General features: G+C 72.9%; 13 protein-coding genes and 1 pseudogene. 11 read left to right on the forward strand and 3 right to left on the reverse strand.

Annotated features, from left to right (window positions below):
• The first annotated feature begins 95 nt into the window (after positions 1-95).
• Positions 96-689 (forward strand): TIGR03086 family metal-binding protein, encoded by a 594-nt coding sequence (locus ABZZ74_RS44230; RefSeq protein WP_356949794.1) that lies wholly within the window; start codon positions 96-98, stop codon positions 687-689.
• Here the strand turns inward: ABZZ74_RS44230 and ABZZ74_RS44235 are convergent.
• The gene (locus tag ABZZ74_RS44235; protein ID WP_356949795.1) at positions 620-1,681 is read right to left on the reverse strand and encodes a hypothetical protein; all 1,062 of its coding nucleotides are present in this window, start codon (positions 1,679-1,681) and stop codon (positions 620-622) included. The two genes, ABZZ74_RS44230 and ABZZ74_RS44235, sit on opposite strands and share 70 nt — an antisense overlap.
• A gap of 118 nt (positions 1,682-1,799) precedes the next feature.
• Positions 1,800-2,387 (reverse strand): ABATE domain-containing protein, encoded by a 588-nt coding sequence (locus tag ABZZ74_RS44240; RefSeq protein ID WP_356949796.1) that lies wholly within the window; start codon positions 2,385-2,387, stop codon positions 1,800-1,802.
• A gap of 138 nt (positions 2,388-2,525) precedes the next feature.
• On the opposite strand from ABZZ74_RS44240, the gene ABZZ74_RS44245 reads away from it, so the two are divergent.
• Both ABZZ74_RS44245 and ABZZ74_RS44250 read left to right on the forward strand, forming a co-directional pair.
• Positions 2,526-3,524, forward strand: coding sequence for a zinc-binding alcohol dehydrogenase family protein (locus tag ABZZ74_RS44245; protein WP_356949797.1), 999 nt, complete (start codon positions 2,526-2,528; stop codon positions 3,522-3,524).
• A 41-nt stretch (positions 3,525-3,565) separates the two neighbouring features.
• Positions 3,566-4,468: a DUF3626 domain-containing protein gene (locus ABZZ74_RS44250; protein ID WP_356949798.1), complete on the forward strand. Its 903-nt coding sequence runs from the start codon at positions 3,566-3,568 to the stop codon at positions 4,466-4,468.
• A 46-nt stretch (positions 4,469-4,514) separates the two neighbouring features.
• Here ABZZ74_RS44250 and ABZZ74_RS44255 read toward each other — a convergent pair whose 3' ends face one another.
• Entirely contained in the window at positions 4,515-6,179 is a 1,665-nt protein-coding gene (locus ABZZ74_RS44255; protein WP_356949799.1) for a glycoside hydrolase family 13 protein, read from the reverse strand.
• A gap of 135 nt (positions 6,180-6,314) precedes the next feature.
• Here ABZZ74_RS44255 and ABZZ74_RS44260 point away from each other — a divergent pair, with 135 nt between their 5' ends.
• The 8 genes and pseudogenes from ABZZ74_RS44260 (at position 6,315) to nrfD (ending at position 15,789) form a co-directional block, all read left to right on the forward strand.
• The gene (locus ABZZ74_RS44260; protein WP_356949800.1) at positions 6,315-7,355 is read left to right on the forward strand and encodes a LacI family DNA-binding transcriptional regulator; all 1,041 of its coding nucleotides are present in this window, start codon (positions 6,315-6,317) and stop codon (positions 7,353-7,355) included.
• A gap of 8 nt (positions 7,356-7,363) precedes the next feature.
• Positions 7,364-7,851, forward strand: a pseudogene (locus tag ABZZ74_RS44265) (reductase); the annotation flags it as partial.
• 14 nt (positions 7,852-7,865) lie between these two features.
• Positions 7,866-8,837: an aminoglycoside phosphotransferase family protein gene (locus ABZZ74_RS44270; protein WP_356949801.1), complete on the forward strand. Its 972-nt coding sequence runs from the start codon at positions 7,866-7,868 to the stop codon at positions 8,835-8,837.
• A gap of 116 nt (positions 8,838-8,953) precedes the next feature.
• Entirely contained in the window at positions 8,954-10,243 is a 1,290-nt protein-coding gene (locus ABZZ74_RS44275; RefSeq protein ID WP_356949802.1) for an ROK family protein, read from the forward strand.
• A gap of 208 nt (positions 10,244-10,451) precedes the next feature.
• Positions 10,452-10,679 carry a hypothetical protein gene (locus ABZZ74_RS44280; RefSeq protein ID WP_356949803.1) on the forward strand — a complete coding sequence of 76 codons (228 nt, stop codon included), beginning with the start codon at positions 10,452-10,454 and terminating at the stop codon, positions 10,677-10,679.
• A gap of 18 nt (positions 10,680-10,697) precedes the next feature.
• Positions 10,698-13,943, forward strand: a complete 3,246-nt coding sequence (fdh, locus tag ABZZ74_RS44285) for a formate dehydrogenase (RefSeq protein ID WP_356949804.1) — start codon at positions 10,698-10,700, stop codon at positions 13,941-13,943.
• Positions 13,940-14,782 (forward strand): 4Fe-4S dicluster domain-containing protein, encoded by an 843-nt coding sequence (locus ABZZ74_RS44290; RefSeq protein ID WP_356949805.1) that lies wholly within the window; start codon positions 13,940-13,942, stop codon positions 14,780-14,782. The genes fdh and ABZZ74_RS44290 overlap by 4 nt, the downstream gene beginning before the upstream one ends.
• Positions 14,779-15,789, forward strand: coding sequence for an NrfD/PsrC family molybdoenzyme membrane anchor subunit (gene nrfD / locus ABZZ74_RS44295; RefSeq protein ID WP_356949806.1), 1,011 nt, complete (start codon positions 14,779-14,781; stop codon positions 15,787-15,789). The genes ABZZ74_RS44290 and nrfD overlap by 4 nt, the downstream gene beginning before the upstream one ends.
• The last annotated feature ends 630 nt before the right edge of the window (positions 15,790-16,419 follow it).

Consider the following 16,419-nt stretch of genomic DNA (forward strand, 5'->3'; position numbering starts at 1 on the left):
CCCTCGGCGCCCGCGCTCCTTGCGGACCGTAACTGTCCGCAAGGAAACCTAGATTGTTGGCAACGGTCGAAGGACGGCAAGAGGGGAGAACGGTGATGGCGGACACCCGGGGTTTCGAGGTTCTCACACGCGCGCACGCCTATCTCGGCGAGGTGGTCGCCGGGGTGCCGGTGTCGGCCTGGGGAGCGGCGACGCCGTGCGACGAGTGGACGGTCCGGCAGGTCCTCAACCACGCGCGCATCGACCAGCAGGGTTACGGCCTGGCGATCACCGGCGACCGGCCCGACTTGGACCCCTTCCACCCCGCGGACGCCCTCGACGGTGACCCGGCGGGCAAACTCGACAAGGCGCTGCGTCAGGTTGCCGACGCCTACGCCGGGTTGCCGTCCGACGCCGGCCAGGTGCCGACGCCCCTGGGGCCGCTGCCCCTGCCGCTCGCCGCCGGGGCGGCCGCGATGGACGCGGCCGTGCACGCCTGGGACATCGCCGTCGCCACCGGCCAGGACCGGCCGCTGAGCGCGGAACTGGCGGAGGGAATCTGGCCGGCCGCGGACCACCTCGTCGATCGGCTGCGTGACGCGTACCGGGTGTTCGCGCCCGCCCTCACGGTCGCGCCGGACTACGACAGGGCCGAGGCGCTGCTGGCCTTCCTCGGCCGCGATCCGCACTGGACGCCGGCTTCCTCCTGAAGCGCGCGGGACACCACCGCGAGCAGGGCCAGCCCGACCAGCCAGTTCGTCACCGCCGAGAACTGGTTGACGACGAAGTCGAAGAACTGGCCCGCCAGCAGATCGACCAGGAGCGAGGACCGCAGCAGTCCGAGACCCCGCACGCGGTCACGGGGCAGCGCCACCGCACCGGCGACGGCCAGCCCCAGCATCACGGCCGAGCACACCACCAGCCCCGTGACCGCGCCCCACTCCGTCTCGTGCCGCAGCTGCCCAGCGGCCAGGTCCCGGCCGACCCCGATCAGCAGCAGCGCGCCCTGCAGCACGGTCCACGTCAGCGCCACCCACAGCGTCACCCGGTGCCCGCGCAGCGCGGCGACGATGCTCCGGGCGCGCCGCACGACGTCCGGCACGCGCACGCCTGGCCGCTTCGGCGCCGCCGTCTCCACGCACTCCAGAAGCCGCACCAACGCCAGGTCGACCGGCCGCTCGGAGCCCTCCAACGCCCGTAGCGCCGAACGGCGTTGCGCGTCCGTCAGTCCGGACGCGACCCCGGAGAGCGCCACGTCGGCGGCGCGTACCGTCCGCGCCCGCGCACCCTGCGGACCGCCGGGCCGCACCAGCCACCGGCTCACCACGACCAGGACCGCGAAGGTGAGGTAGATCAACCCGGCGGCCGGCCGGTAGAGATAACCGCCGTCGTTGCTGACCACCTTGCCGATCTCGTCGATGAACAGCCCGAATCCCACCCCGCCGCACAGCGCGCCCCACAGCCTTACCCGGCGGCCCGCGAAGACCAGCAGCCCGACCAGTCCGGCGGCCATCAGCAGTCCACCCCACAGCATGTGCGCGATGTGCAGCCCCGTGCCGTGGCCGCCGAGCTTCGGATAACCGGTCCGCGCCAGCAGCCACCGTGTCACGAGCACGGTCCCGATGCCCGTGAGCAGGAACAGCCGCAGATCGTCACCGGCCGTCGCCGTACGGAAGGGCCCACCGTGCCGCCGAGTCGTCATGGAGTCATGGTCGCCGCCCGGACCGCCCGGGTTCCATGAGGGCAACCCCCGTCCTGGCCCGGGGGTGTCCGCACCCCGGGATGTGCGGGCCGCCGGATGGTCCGCGACCCGCCGGCCATCACCGCGCGGGGGCGGCCCGGCTGCGGGAGCGGTAGCCGGCCACCTTCGCGAGGTTGCCGCACCGCTCCATGGAGCACCAACGGCGCCGTCGCGCCTGGGAGTCGTCGAGGAACAGCAGGGAACAGTCCGGATTCTCGCACTTCTTGACCCGCTCCAGCAGGGGACCGCGCACCAGGAGTACGGCATCCCGGGCCACCGTCGCCAGCGCCGCCCGGACCGGCTGCCGCGCCGACCAGGGCTCGGGGCCCAGCTGGGGCGCGAGGTCGGGTCGGGCCGCCGCCGCGTTGACCAGCTCGACGTCCGCGGCCTCGGGCTGCCGCTGCCCGGCCATCGCGGCTCGTACGACCCGGTACAGCGCCTCGCGCAGGACGCGGGCGTCCGCCAGCTCCCGGGCGGTGACGCGCGCTGGCTCGTCGCCCACCGCCAGCCCGGCCTCGGCGAACCAGCGGGCCAGCGCGGCCGGATCCGGGAGCCGCTCCAGCGGGGTGGCGTGCCGTCGGCCCAGCGTCGCCACGAAGTCCAGGCAGGGGCGGCCGCCGATGAAGGGGAACGCGAGCGCCGGGTCGGCGGGCGAGGTGCCGGTCATGAGCAGAGCGTACACCGGTTCATGAGGTGTCGTCGTGCCGGCAGAACCTCTTGACACCGGTTGAACGGGTGTCGGAGAGTGACACCACTTCAACCGGTGTCAGTCGGATGTGCGGCTGCGACAGGAAGCAGGTGCGGTATGCGTGCGGTACGGATCGACGAGTTCGGCGGGCCCGAGGTGCTGGTGCCGGTCGAGGTGCCCGACCCGGTGGCGGGTCCCGGTGAGGTCCTGGTGCGGGTCGCGGCCGCGGGGGTGAACCGTGCGGACGCCCTGATCAGGGCGGGCAAGTACCACCGGGCCGGCCGGCCGCCGCTGATCCCGGGCGTGGAGGCGGCGGGTGTCGTCGCGGCGGTGGGGGAAGGGGTGACCGAACTCGCGGCGGGACAGCGGGTCATGGCGCTGGACGGCGTCAACGCCCCAGGTTTCTACGCCGAGTTGGCCGTCGTGCCCGCCACCCAGGTCACCGCCCTGCCCGAGGGCGTGGGACTCGTCGAGGCGGCCGCGCTGCCCGTCGCCTGTCTGTCGGCCTGGTACTGCGTGCGGCGGCTCGCCCGGGCGGGCAAGGACGACACGGTGGTGGTGAAGGCCGCCGCCAGCGGGGTCGGCAGCGCGGCCGTGCAGATCGCCGCCGAGACCGGCGCGCGGGTCATCGCGCTCGCCGGGTCGGCCGAAAAGGCCGCCTGGGCGGGGGAGTTCGGCGCCCACGAGGTCGTCGACACATCGGCCCACTCAGGGGAGGCGGAGGTCGAGGAGGTGCTGCGGCTGACCGAGGGGCGCGGTGCCGATGTTGTTCTCGACACGGTCGGCGGCCCGGCGTTCGAGCGGAGTCTGCGCGAGGTCGGACACGGCGGCCGGGTCGTCGCGCTCGCCAACGTGGCCCTGGAGCCCAGCACCATCGACACCCGCGACTTCTACCCCAAGAACGTCTCCATCCTCGGCTTCCAGCTCACCAACCTCCAGATCCACGGCTACGATCCCCGTCCCGACCTGCGCGAACTGGCCGAACGCGTCGCCTCCGGAGCGTTCCGGGTCCCGGTCGAGACCGTCGTACCCCTCGACGAGGCCCGCAGGGCCCATAAATCGCTGGAGCGGCGCGACAACCGTGGCAAGATCGTGCTCGCCGTGGCCGACCTCTGATCCGCGGCCGAGGACGGGCGGCCCGGGGGGAGGAGTCGGCGGTGGAACTCACGAACGTCCTGTCCGAGCGGGCGCGGCAGGCGCTGCGCCATGTCGCCTCCCGCTCGACGGGCCCGGCCGTCGGTGCCGACGTGCGGATCACGCTGAACTTCCATCCCGACCGGCTGATCGGCGGGCTGCCCATCCTCCGGGTGCTGGCTCAGGACGGCGCCTACCACTCGCAGTTCGTCACCGGCACCAGCAACGGCGGCCTGACCGCGCACCCCGGCGGCGACCGCTGGCGCTGGGAGAGCCGGATCTTCGGCGGCGCCTACGACGAGGCCGACCCGCACGAGCGGCCCGTCTACGGCGCCCTGAACTTCCGCCGCCAAGTGGTCGGCGCCGCCCCGCGGTTCGGCTCCTCGCACTTCCGGCTCACCGGCGACGCCCTGGCCCGCGCCACCTTCTGCTATCCCGACAGCGCGGCCGAGCCGACCGACTTCGGGGTGGCCGCCGGCATGTCCCTCGTCGCGCTGGCCGAGGCGGACGAGCAGGACGCCCTGAACGACTACATCGAGGCCCAGGTCCACGGCGGTGTCACCCTCGCCGGGCACGTGGAGGCCCTGGTCCTGGACGCGAGCTACCGCGGCACGCCGGTCGAGGCCGCGGCCCGTCTGCTGCCCTGCCCCGTCGAGTGGCACCCCGGCTACCGGCTGACGGTGGCCGAGCTGCGCGAGCACGCGGACTACCGCGGAGGGGAGTTCGTGGAGCTGGGCGTCCGGATCGCCCAGGACGCCGTCGTCGATCCACGGATCATCGGGGACGCCGCCCGCACCGGCCGTCACAAACCGCAGGACCTGAAGATGGTGTGGCACACCCTCGCCCGCTTCGGCGCACCGGAGGGAGCGGGCACGGCCTACGCTCCGGGCGGCCACGCACCGGGTGCCGGCACGCCCAGCGCATAGGCCCTGACCACCAGTTCGGTGCGGTTCAACCAGCCGCACTGCACGATCATGCGGCGGGCACGGGCGTGAATGCGTCGGTGGCCAGCCAGACCGCCTGGTCAGGCGCCAGCACACCGTCCTCCAACGGGCCGCTGCCCAGCAACACCGACGTATGCTCGGGCAGTGGGTAGGGCTCGGTGGAGAGGTTGACCGCGCACACGAATCCGGGTTCCCGGCGGAAGACCAGCACCCCGGCGGGGGCGTCGAGCCACTCCAGGTCGCCGTCGCCGAGCGCGGGATGCTCGTGCCGCAGCCGCAGCGCCGCGCGGTAGAGGGCCAGCATGGAGCGCTCGTCCCGCTTCTGTTTCTCCATGCTCAGCTCGGCCCACGCCTCCGGCTGCGGCAGCCACGGCTCGCCCCGCGCGCCGTCCGGGCTGAAACCGTACGGCGCGCTCCGACCCGACCACGGAATCGGCACCCGGCAGCCGTCGCGGCCCCGGTCGGTGTGCCCGGACCGCTCCCAGACGGGGTCCTGCAGCACCTGCTCCGGCAGGTCCTCCACCTCCGGCAGCCCCAGTTCCTCGCCCTGGTAGACGTAGGCACCGCCGGGCAGCGCCAGCATCAGCAGGGCCGCCGCGCGGGCCCGCCGGGTGCCCAGCTCCAGGTCCAGGGGGCCCTCGGGCCGGTAGGGCTCGTTCACCGTCCACCGCCGTACGACCTTGCGGCCGTAGCGGCTGGGATGGCGTACGACGTCGTGGTTGGAGAGCACCCAGGTGGCCGGCGCGCCGACCGCCCCGAGCATCGCGAGGGAGTCGTCGATGACGGAGCGCAGGTCCTTCGCGTCCCAACTCGACATCAGGAAGTCGAAGTTGAAGGCGGTGTGCAGGCCGTCCCGGCGGACGTAGGCGGCCAGCCGCTCCGGTGTGTCCGCCCATGCCTCGGCGACGAAGGACCGGTCGCCGGGGAACTCGTCGGCCACCCGGCGCCAGGCCCGGTAGATGTCGTGCACCTCGTCGCGGTCCCAGTGCGGATGGTCGACGTGCTCCCGCCGCCCGTCGTCCGCCCGGCGCGGCGGCAGGTCGGGCAGTTCCGGATGCTTGATCAGCCCATGGGCGACGTCGATGCGGAAACCGTCCACGCCCCGGGCGAACCAGAAACGCAGGATCGACTCGAACTCGGCGCGGACCTGCGGGTGCTGCCAGTTGAGGTCCGGCTGCTCCGGGGCGAACAGGTGCAGATACCACTCGCCGTCGGGCAGCCGGGTCCAGGCCGGGCCGCCGAAGGCGGAGACCCAGTCGTTGGGCGGCTCGGCGCCGTCGGGTCCGCGGCCGGGCCGGAAGACGTAGCGCTCCCGCTCCGGGCTGCCCGGACCGGCCGCCAGCGCCGCCTGGAACCAGGCGTGCCGGTCCGAGGTGTGGTTGGGCACGATGTCCGGGATGACCCGGATCCCGTGCTGGTGCGCCTCCTCGATGAGCTGCTCCGCCTCGGCGACCGTGCCGAACAACGGGTCGATCTCACGGAAGTCCGCCACGTCGTATCCGTGGTCCGCCATCGGGGACCGGTACCACGGGTTGATCCAGACGGCGTCGACGCCGAGCCACTTCAGATACGGCAGCCGGGAGCGGATGCCGGCGATGTCGCCGACACCGTCGCCGTTCCCGTCGGCGAAGCTGCGGATGTAGACCTGGTAGATGACGGCGTCGCGCCACCAGGGTGCGTGGTGGGTGGACATAGGGTGCGCACTCCTCGGCTGTGACAACGCTTGCAAGCTTGCGGTCTGAAGGGGCGCACCGTCAATGCGCTACGTGCCGGTAACGCTCGTGACAGCGCTGCCATGGCTTCCGTACGCCTGTGCTAGCGTCCGCGCATGCCAGCCGATCGACGGCACCCCACGATGGCCGACGTCGCCGAACGGGCCGGGGTCTCCGTCTCCACCGTCTCGCGCACCCTGCGGGGCCTGACCAACGTGTCGCCGCAGGTCCGCGCTCGCGTCGAACGGGCCGCGCGGGAGCTGGAGTTCGCCGTCTCCCGGCACGCCTCCAGCCTGGTGACCGGCAGGACCGGAGTGGTCGCGGCGCTGGTGCCCACCCTCAACTCCTGGTTCATGGGCTCGGCCCTGTCCAGCCTGGGCCCGCTGCTGCGCGCGGCCGACATGGAGCTGACCGTCTACGTCATACCCGACCTCGCCGAACGGGCCGCGTTCTTCGAGCGGTTGCCGGCCCGGCGCAACGCCGACGCGCTGCTGGTGTTCTCCTTCGACCTCACCGAGGAGGAGAGCACGCGCCTGGACGCCCTCGGGATGCCCGTGATCTACGTCAGTCAGCACGCCGAGGGACGCCCGAGCGTGTACGTCGACGACGTGGCCGGCGCCCGGAACGGCACCCGGCATCTGCTGAACCTGGGCCACCGCCGGATCGCCTTCATGCAGACCGTGGGCGCCACGGGGTTCGCCTTCAGCTCGCACGAACGGCTGCTCGGCTACCAGCAGGCGCTCACCGAGGCGGGTGTCCCGCTGGACGACTCCCTGGTGGTGGCGGCCCGGGTCGCCGACGGACGCGGCGTCGCCGAGGCCCTCGGGGAGCTGCTGAGCCTGCGCGAGCCGCCGACCGCCGTCTTCGCCGAGCAGGACGAACTCGCCGCCGCCCTGATCGCGACCCTGCGCAGGGCCCGGATCGCGGTGCCGGAGGGGATGTCCGTCCTCGGCTTCGACGACCAGCCGGTGGCCGACTGGCTCGACCTGACCACCGTCGCCCAGTCCCCGGCGCGGATGGGCCGGCTGGCCGGTGAACTCGCCCTGGAGCTGATCGGCGAGGCCGACACAGACCACCGCCGGCACGTCGTCCTGCCGACCCGGCTCATCCCACGCGCCACGACCGCCGCCCCGCCCGAGCCGGAGAACGCGTTGTGACCGTGAGCATCCCGCCCTGCTGGGAGGCCGTCCGCATCGCCGACCACGTCACCCGGTGATCATGATCCCGTCGGGAACGGGCCTCGCCCCCTTCCGGGGGCGCCGACCGCACCGCGGCAAGCGCGGCGGGCGCCGAACTCGCCCTTGTTCTCTGCTGCTTCGGACGTGACGCACCCGACGTCGACTTCCTGCACGCCGATGAGCTCCGTGCCGCGGAGAGGGCCGGGGCCGTCTCGCTCCGCCCGGCCTTCAGCACCGCGGGGACCTTCGTGCAGCACCGCATCGCCAGCGAGGCCGACGAGGTGTGGGCGTCGCTCGCCGCCGGGGCCGGGGTGTGCGCCTGCGGCGACCGTTCGAGAATGGCGCCGGTGTGCGAGAGGCGTTCCGTACCCTGTTCCGTGATCGCACGCCGGGCGGGGACACGGTGGCGGCCGAGGAGTGGATCGACGCACTCGTCGCGGACGGGCATGACGTCGAGGACGTGACCGGCAGGGGAGAGGTGGGCGCACGGTGGTGGACTCCTGGGAGCGGGCCCGGAGCATCCTGGCGGGCGCGGACATCCCACCCGGCCGACTCGCCCAGCTGCGGCCACTGAGCGGCGGCACCTACAACACCGTCGAGGAACTGCGGCTCACCGACGGCGTCCGCTATGTGCTCAAGGTCGCGCCGAACACCCCCGGCCTGCGCCACGAACGCCGGTTGCTCGTCGCGGAGGCGGAGTTCTACCGGGGCGCCGAGCAGGCCGACGTGCCCGCACCGCGGGTGATCGCGCTCGACGCCGAGCGTGAGGTCCTGCTGATGACCGCGTGCCCGGGCGACCCCTGGGACGACTCGCTGCCGCCGGTCGAACGGCCGCCGCTGCGGACCGAGTTGGGACGCCAGGTGGCGCGGCTGCACCGGGTGACCGGGCCGGCGTTCGGGTATCCGTCCGGGGCGCTCGGTCCGCTCGCCGCCGACTGGCGCACGGCGTTCGCCGGAATGCTGGACGCCGTCCTGGACGACGCCCGCGAGTACCGGGCCCGGCTGCCCCGCCCCGCCGACGAGGTGGCCCGGGCCGTCCGCTCCGCCTACGGCGCGCTCGACGCGGTCACCGTCCCACGCCTCGTCCACTTCGACCTGTGGCAGGGCAACATCCTGCTCGACCGCTCGGCGCGGGAGCCCCGCATCGGCGGGCTGATCGACGGCGAGCGCATGTTCTGGGGCGACCCGCTGGCCGACTTCGTCTCCCTGGCGCTGCTCGGGGACATCAGGAAGGACGAGGCGTTCCTGGCGGGCTACCGTGAGGCCGGCGGCCGGACCGAGTTCGGCCCGGGGGCTCTGCTGCGGCTCGCCCTCTACCGGGCCTACCTCTACCTGATCATGCTGACGGAGGTCGTCCCGCGTGGACTGGAGCACGAGGAGTGGCGTCAGGAACGGGTCGCCCCCGAACTCGTCGCGGCCCTGGACGAGATCGAGGACCTGGCCTCCAGCTCCGCCGCGTAGCTCGCCGCAGACCCCCGTCTCTTAGCTCACAACGTGAACTAAGGGTTGGAGGAATGTCGCGCCGGACCCGCCCGCAGAGGTATGTTGCAGCTCGGACAGGGTTCGGAAGGAGCCACATGGCGGGGCGGAACGGGCGCACGGTACGGGACCTCAGGCGGGCCAACCGCACGGCCGTTCTGCAGCGGCTCTACTTCGACGGGCCGCTGAGCCGCTTCGAGCTCGGCCCGGTCACCGGACTGAGCTCCGGCTCGGTGAGCAATGTCGTCGCGGACCTGGTCGCCGACGGGCTGGTCGAGGAGGCCGGCAGCGTCGACTCCGACGGCGGCCGCCCCCGCACCCTGCTGCGCGTGGCACCCGGCGCCGGCCACATGATCGGCGTCGACGTCGGCGAGACCCGCGTCCGTGTCGAACTGTTCGACCTCACCCTCACCGAACTCGCACGCGCCGAGCGGCCCCTCACCCAGCAGCGGTACGAGGTCGAGGTCATCGTCGGCCACATCCGCGACGGAATCGCCGAGGTGCTCGCCGGCACCGGAGTCGACGCCGGCCGGCTGCTGGGCGTCGGCATCGGCGTCCCCGGCATCGTCGAGCACACCCCCGACCGCGGCGCCGTCGTGCACGGGCAGACCATCGGCTGGGACGCGGTCCCGCTGGAGGCGCTGCTCCGCTCGACGTCCGGCCTCCCGGACACCGTCCGCTACTTCATCGACAACGGCGCCAAGACCCTCGGCCAGGCCGAGATGTGGTTCGGCGCCGGACGCGGGGCCCACAACGCGATCGTCGTCCTGTTCGGCTCCGGCGTCGGCGCCTGTCTGGTGACCCCCGAGGTGGAGCACGGCCGGGCCGTCGAGTGGGGGCATCTGACGGTACGGGTCAGGGGGCGCCGCTGCCGGTGCGGCGCGCTCGGCTGCCTGGAGGCCTACGCCGGGGCCGAGTCCCTGCTGGAGCGCTGGCGCGAGGAGGGCGGACGGCCGCCGGAGGGCACCGACGAGGAGACGGCGCTGACCGCGATGCTGGCCGCCGCGTACCCGGCCGAGGGAGGCACGGCCGACCCGGTCGCTCTCGCCGTACTGGAGGAGACGGCCGAGTACCTGGGCGCCGGACTGTCCGACCTGATCAACCTCTTCCAGCCCGAGCGGATCCTCATCGGCGGCTGGGCGGGACTCCAGCTCGGTACGCGGTTCCTGCCCGCGGTGCGTCGGCACGCGGCGTCGTACGCGCTGCGGCACCCGGCCGAGAAGGTCACGATCGACCTGGGCCGGCTCGGTCCGGACGCGGTCACCGTCGGTGCGGCGATCCTGCCGCTCGCCGACTTCTTCGCCCGTGGCGGGCGGCGCCTGGAGCCGGCTCCCGAGGGGCCGGTCCCGGCGTGGCGGACGGCGCTGGAGGAGCGCGCTCCCCACTGAGGGCACTCCGCCGGTCCCACTGGCGCAGCACCCAGGCCCGGTCGGTCACCTGCAGGCGAGGCTCTGTGAGACGGCGAAGCCGGCCGACAAGCACGAGTCCGAGACCGTCGCCCGGTTCCTGCACCGCACTCATCCACACATACGCACGTTTCGCCGGTCGCGGCCGGAGGTACTCGCGTCTCGCCCGACGAGGTGAAGGGAGAGCGCCGTGGCCGATCGGCGTGACACAGGCCAGGGCGGCGAGCCCGTGCCGAGGGATCTGCCGGACCAGCAGGTGCGTGACGGCGAGGATCCCCTGGACATCCCGCTTCCCGCCGCCGCGGAGAACGAGTCGGAGACGCCCGACACCGACGAGGCCGGGACGGGACGCCGGGACGGCCCCCGCGCGGCCACCGTCCACCCCGAACATCCCGCGCCGGACGAGTCCTCCGCCTGACCGCGACAGGGAGCCAACATGGGCATGGGCGACCGGGTCCGCTCCTGGCCCGTCTACCGTCAGCTCACCGGCACCGACCGCACGGGCCGGGGTGCCGCCGCGAAATCGCCGTACACCGAGAGCCTGCGCCCGCGCACCGACCGCGCGGACCGGGTGGTGCAGTCCGTCTGCCCATACTGCGCGGTCGGCTGCGGCCAGCAGGTGTATGTGAAGGACGAGAAGGTCGTCCAGATCGAGGGCGATCCCGACTCCCCGGTCAGCCGCGGCCGCCTGTGCCCCAAGGGCTCGGCCACCCTCCAGCTGACCACCGGACCGGCCCGTGAGCACCAGGTGCTGTACCGCCGTCCGTACTCCGGTGACTGGGAGACCCTCGACCTGGACACGGCGATGGACATGGTCGCCGAGCGCGTGATCCGCACCCGGCGCGAGACCTGGGAGTGGGAGCGCGACGGGATGCGCACCGCCCGCACCATGGGCATCGCCAGCCTCGGCGGCGCGACGCTCGACAACGAGGAGAACTACCTCATCAAGAAGCTGCTGACCGGCCTCGGCGTGGTCCAGGTGGAGAACCAGGCCCGGGTCTGCCACAGCTCGACGGTCGCCGGACTCGGCACCAGTTTCGGCCGCGGCGGCGCCACCACCTTCATGCAGGACCTGCAGCACGCCGACTGCATCGTCATCGAGGGCTCCAACTTCGCCGAGTGCCACCCGGTCGGCTTCCAGTGGGTGATGGAGGCCAAGAAGCGCGGCGCCCGCATCATCGACGTCGACCCCCGCTACAACCGCACCAGCGCCCTCGCCGACCTCTACGTCCCGATCCGCGCGGGCACCGACATCGCCTTCCTCGGCGGGATCATCAACCACGTCCTGACCGAGGAGAAGGACTTCCGCGAGTACGTCCTGAAGTACACCAACGCCGCCACCCTGGTCAGCGAGGACTTCCAGGACACCGAGGACCTCGACGGCGTGTTCTCCGGACTCGACGCGGAGAAGGCCCACTACGACCCCACCAGCTGGCAGTACGAGGGCGTGCAGATCCAGCAGCCGGCGGGCGAGGCCGACGAACTGTACGAGGAGCGCACCCGCAAGGCCGCCGGCGCCGAGGCGCACGGCTCCGGCGGCGCCCGCACCGGGCACCGCGCCCCCACCGACGAGACCCTCCAGCACCCCCGCTGCGTCTACCAGGTCCTCAAGCGCCACTACGCCCGCTACACCCCCGAGATGGTCGAGGACGTCTGCGGCATCCCCCGCGAGACCTTCCGGCGCGTGTGCGACGAGCTGACCCGCAACTCCGGACCCGAGCGCACCAGCGCCTTCTGCTACGCCGTCGGCTGGACCCAGCACACCACCGGCTCCCAGTTCATCCGCGCGGCGTGCGTCCTGCAGCTGCTGCTCGGCAACATCGGCCGCCCCGGCGGCGGCATCCAGGCGCTGCGCGGCCACGCCTCCATCCAGGGCTCCAGCGACATCCCGACCCTGTTCAACCTGCTGCCCGGCTACATCCCGGTGCCGCACGCGCACGAGGACATGAACCTCGACAACTTCATCGAGACGACCCGCACGGTGAAGGGCTTCTGGTCCGAGATCCGGGCCTACCTCGTCAGCCTGCTCAAGGCCTACTACGGCGATGCCGCCACCCCCGACAACGACTTCTGCTTCGACCACCTGTCACGCCTGACCGGCTCCCACTCCACCTACGACACGGTGATGGCCCAGCTCGACGGCGACTGCAAGGGCTACTTCCTGCTCGGCGAGAACCCGGCCGTCGGCTCCGCCAACACGCGGTTGCAGCGCCTGGGCATGGCCAACCTGGAGTGGCTGGTCGTACGCGACTTCTCCCTCATCGAGTCGGCGACCTGGTGGAAGGACGGTCCCGAGATCGAGAGCGGCGAGCTGCGCACCGAGGACATCGGCACCGAGGTGTTCTTCTTCCCGGCCGCCGCCCACACCGAGAAGTCCGGCTCCTTCACCAACACCAACCGCTGGGTGCAGTGGCACTACGCGGCCGTGGAACCGGAGGGCGACGCGCGCAGCGACCTGTGGTTCATGTACCACCTGGGGCGCCGCATCAAGGAACGGCTGGCCGGCTCCACCGACCCCATGGACCGGCCGATCCAGGACCTCGCCTGGGACTACCCGGTCACCGGCGAGCTGGAGGAACCGGTCGCCGACGCCGTCCTCGCCGAGATCAGCGGCCACGGCCCTGACAACAGCCCGCTCAGCGCCTACACCGAGCTGAAGGACGACGGCTCCACCCGCTGCGGCTGCTGGATCTACTGCGGTGTCTACGCCGACGGCGTCAACCAGTCCGCGCGCAAGAAGCCCGGCTCGGAGCAGGACTGGGTGGCCGCCGAATGGGCCTGGGCCTGGCCCGCCAACCGGCGCATCCTGTACAACCGCGCCTCCGCTGCCCCCGACGGCACCCCGTGGAGCGAACGCAAGAAGTACGTCTGGTGGGACGCGGAGGCCGGGAAGTGGACCGGCCATGACGTCCCGGACTTCGTGCCCGACCGGGCCCCCGACCATGTGCCCGACGAGGACGCCGAGGGCCCCGACGCGCTGCGCGGCGACGACCCGTTCATCATGCAGGCCGACGGCAAGGGCTGGCTCTACACCCCGGCGGGCCTCGAGGACGGGCCGCTGCCGACCCACTACGAGCCCCAGGACTCGCCCTGCCCCAACGCCCTGTACCCGTCGACCCCGCGCAGCCCCGTGCGCCAGCTGATGCCCCGCGAGGGCAACCGCTACCACCCCAGCGGCGACGAGAAGGGCGCCGACGTCTTCCCGTACGTCGTCACCACGCACCGGCTGACCGAGCACTTCACGGCGGGCGGCATGAGCCGCTGGTCCGAGTACCTGTCCGAGCTGCAGCCGGAGTTCTTCTGCGAGGTCTCGCCCCAACTGGCCCGCGAGCGCGGCCTGGAGAACGGCGGCTGGGCGACCGTCGTCACCGCCCGCAACGCCGTGGAGGCGCGGGTGCTGGTGACGGAGCGGATCCGCCCGCTGCGGGTGCAGGGCCGCACGGTCCACCAGATCGGGCTGCCCTTCCACTGGGGGCCCAACGGTGTCTCCCCGGGCGACGCGGCCAACGAGCTGACCTCCATCTCCCTTGATCCCAACGCCCACATCCAGGAGGACAAGGCGCTGTCCGCCGACATCCTCCCCGGCCGCCGCCCGCGCGGACCGGACCTGCCGAAGCTGGTGGCCGAGTACCGGCGGCGGGCCGGCATCACCGAGACCACCGGAACGGAGGTGCGCAAGTGAGCCAGGAACGCGTCGGGTTCTTCACCGACACCTCCGTCTGCATCGGCTGCAAGGCCTGCGAGGTGGCCTGCAAGGAGTGGAACGCCATCCCCGAGGACGGCCTGTCCCTGACCGGCATGTCCTACGACAACACCCAGGCGCTCGGCGCCTCCACCTGGCGGCACGTGGCCTTCATCGAGCAGCCGCGCCCCGACGGCCGTACCGAACTCCCCGTCGTCGAGGGCGGGGCGACCGCCCAGGAGACGACCGTCGACGGCTCGGGCGAACTGCGCTGGCTGATGTCCTCCGACGTGTGCAAGCACTGCACCCACGCCGCCTGCCTCGACGTGTGCCCCACCGGTTCGCTCTTCCGCACCGAGTTCGGCACCGTCGTCGTGCAGGAGGACATCTGCAACGGCTGCGGCTACTGCGTGCCGGCCTGTCCGTACGGCGTCATCGAGCAACGCCCGCACGACGGACGGGCGTTCAAGTGCACGATGTGCTACGACCGCCTTGGCGCGGGACAGGAACCGGCCTGCGCCAAGGCCTGCCCCACCGAGTCCATCCAGTTCGGCCCGCTGGACGAACTGCGCGAGCGGGCCGCGCTGCGGGTCGACCAGCTGCACGAGGCCGGCGTCACCGAGGCCCGGCTCTACGGCGACGACCCCGACAACGGTGTGGGCGGCGACGGCGCGTTCTTCCTGCTGCTGGACCAGCCGGAGGTGTACGGGCTGCCGCCGGACCCCGTCGTCACCACCCGGGACCTGCCGGCCATGTGGAAGCACGCGGGCGCGGCCGCCCTGTCCCTGCTGGGCGGGGTAGCGGCCTGCTTCGCGCTCGCGGGAAGGGGCCGGCGATGACCGTTTCGGAACGCCCGCAGCGCTCGGGGCGCAGGCGTCGGCGGGGCGAGCAGGCGATGGTGCCGCGCGCGGAATTCCAGTCGTACTACGGCCGTCCCGTCATCAAGGCGCCGTCCTGGGCCGCCCCCGACATCGCCGGGTACTTCTTCCTGGGCGGGCTCGCGGGCGCCGGGTCGGTGCTCGCGGCGGGTGCGCACCTGACCGGCCGTACGAGGACCGCCACGGCGCTGAAGGTGTCCTCGCTCGGCGCGATCTCGCTGTCCGCGGCCGCGCTCATCCATGACCTGGGCCGGCCCGGCCGGTTCGCGAACATGCTGCGCGTGTTCAAGCCGACCTCCCCCATGAGCGTGGGGTCCTGGCTGCTGTCGGTCTACGGACCGGCGGCGGCTGCGGCGGCGGCGAGCGCCGTGACCGGCCGGCTGCCGCGGCTCGGGGGCGCGGCAACCGGCGCCGCGGCACTGCTGGGGCCCGCGGTCGCCACGTACACCGGGGTGCTGGCTGCGGACACCGCCGTACCGGCCTGGCACGGCGCCCATCGTGAGCTGCCGTACCTCTTCGGCGCCTCCGCGACGGCCGCGGCGGCCGGGATGGCCTTGGCGGTCGGTCCCATCGGCGAGAACGCGCCGGCGCGCTGCGCCGCGGGGCTGGCCGCGCTGGCCGACGCGGCGGTGGAGAAGGCCGCGGAGCGGCGGCTGGGGATGGTCGCGGAGACCTGGAAGGAGGGCAGGGCCGGAAACCTGCTGCGGGCGGCCCGGGTGCTGACGGCGGCAGGCGGGCTGGGCGCGGTGGCCTTCGGCGGCCGCCGCGGTCCGGCGATCGCCTCGGGGCTCGCCCTCCTCGCCGGCTCGGCCGGCACCCGCTTCGGCGTGTTCGCGGCGGGCGTGGCCTCGGCGAAGGACCCCAAGTACACGGTGGTACCCCAGCGGGAGAGGCTGGACGCGGAAGACGAGCGGGGGAGGCTGCACGCCGGTGGGGAGCGCGGGCGGCTGAACGGGGAAGCGACATAAGCCCTCGCGTGCCACGCGCCTCGGCTGACGCCCTCGGGCCAGGCGCCTCGGCTGACGCCCTCGGGCCAGGCGCCTCGGCTGACGCCCTCGGGCCAGGCGCCTCGGCTGACGCCCTCGTGCCACGCACCTCGGCTGACGCCCTCGGGCCACGCACCTCGGCTGACGCCCTCGTGCCACGCACCTCGGCTGACGCCCTCGTGCCACGCACCTCGGCTGACGCCCTCGTGCCACGCACCTCGGCTGACGCCCTCGTGCCAGGCACCTCGGGTCACGCACCTCGGCTGACGCCCTCCCTCGGGTAACGACGCTTGGCTCAGGATCCTGGGCTTCCGCGGCTCGGGCCACGCGCCTTGGCTGACGCCCTCGGGCCATGCGCCTCGGGGCACGGAACCCCTGGGTTTACGCGCCCTGCGCACGCCCCCAGAGATACGCCCCTGAGATCCCGCGCCTCGGGGCACGCGGTCCCTGGGCTCAGGCGCCTTGGCTTACGCCCCTAGTGCCGCCACCTTGGGCTCAGGCGCCTTGGCTTACGCCCCTTACGACGTGGTGCACGACAGCAAGCGCTGAGCAAGCCGTGACGCGAGAAGAGCCGTACGAGTTGGGAAGGTTGTGAAGCGATCCTTGGCCCGT

Source organism: Streptomyces sp. NPDC006476 (assembly GCF_040612015.1).
GTDB classification, from domain to species: Bacteria; Actinomycetota; Actinomycetes; order Streptomycetales; family Streptomycetaceae; genus Streptomyces; species Streptomyces griseorubiginosus_B.

Excerpts from the sequence above, each read along its gene's own strand:
- ABZZ74_RS44230 (WP_356949794.1), top strand. The coding sequence starts at position 96 with ATGGCGGACACCCGGGGTTTCGAGGTTCTCACACGCGCGCACGCCTAT.
- ABZZ74_RS44235 (WP_356949795.1), bottom strand. The coding sequence starts at position 1,681 with ATGACGACTCGGCGGCACGGTGGGCCCTTCCGTACGGCGACGGCCGGT.
- ABZZ74_RS44240 (WP_356949796.1), bottom strand. The coding sequence starts at position 2,387 with ATGACCGGCACCTCGCCCGCCGACCCGGCGCTCGCGTTCCCCTTCATC.
- ABZZ74_RS44245 (WP_356949797.1), top strand. The coding sequence starts at position 2,526 with ATGCGTGCGGTACGGATCGACGAGTTCGGCGGGCCCGAGGTGCTGGTG.
- ABZZ74_RS44255 (WP_356949799.1), bottom strand. The coding sequence starts at position 6,179 with ATGTCCACCCACCACGCACCCTGGTGGCGCGACGCCGTCATCTACCAG.
- ABZZ74_RS44260 (WP_356949800.1), top strand. The coding sequence starts at position 6,315 with ATGCCAGCCGATCGACGGCACCCCACGATGGCCGACGTCGCCGAACGG.
- ABZZ74_RS44275 (WP_356949802.1), top strand. The coding sequence starts at position 8,954 with ATGGCGGGGCGGAACGGGCGCACGGTACGGGACCTCAGGCGGGCCAAC.
- fdh (WP_356949804.1), top strand. The coding sequence starts at position 10,698 with ATGGGCATGGGCGACCGGGTCCGCTCCTGGCCCGTCTACCGTCAGCTC.
- nrfD (WP_356949806.1), top strand. The coding sequence starts at position 14,779 with ATGACCGTTTCGGAACGCCCGCAGCGCTCGGGGCGCAGGCGTCGGCGG.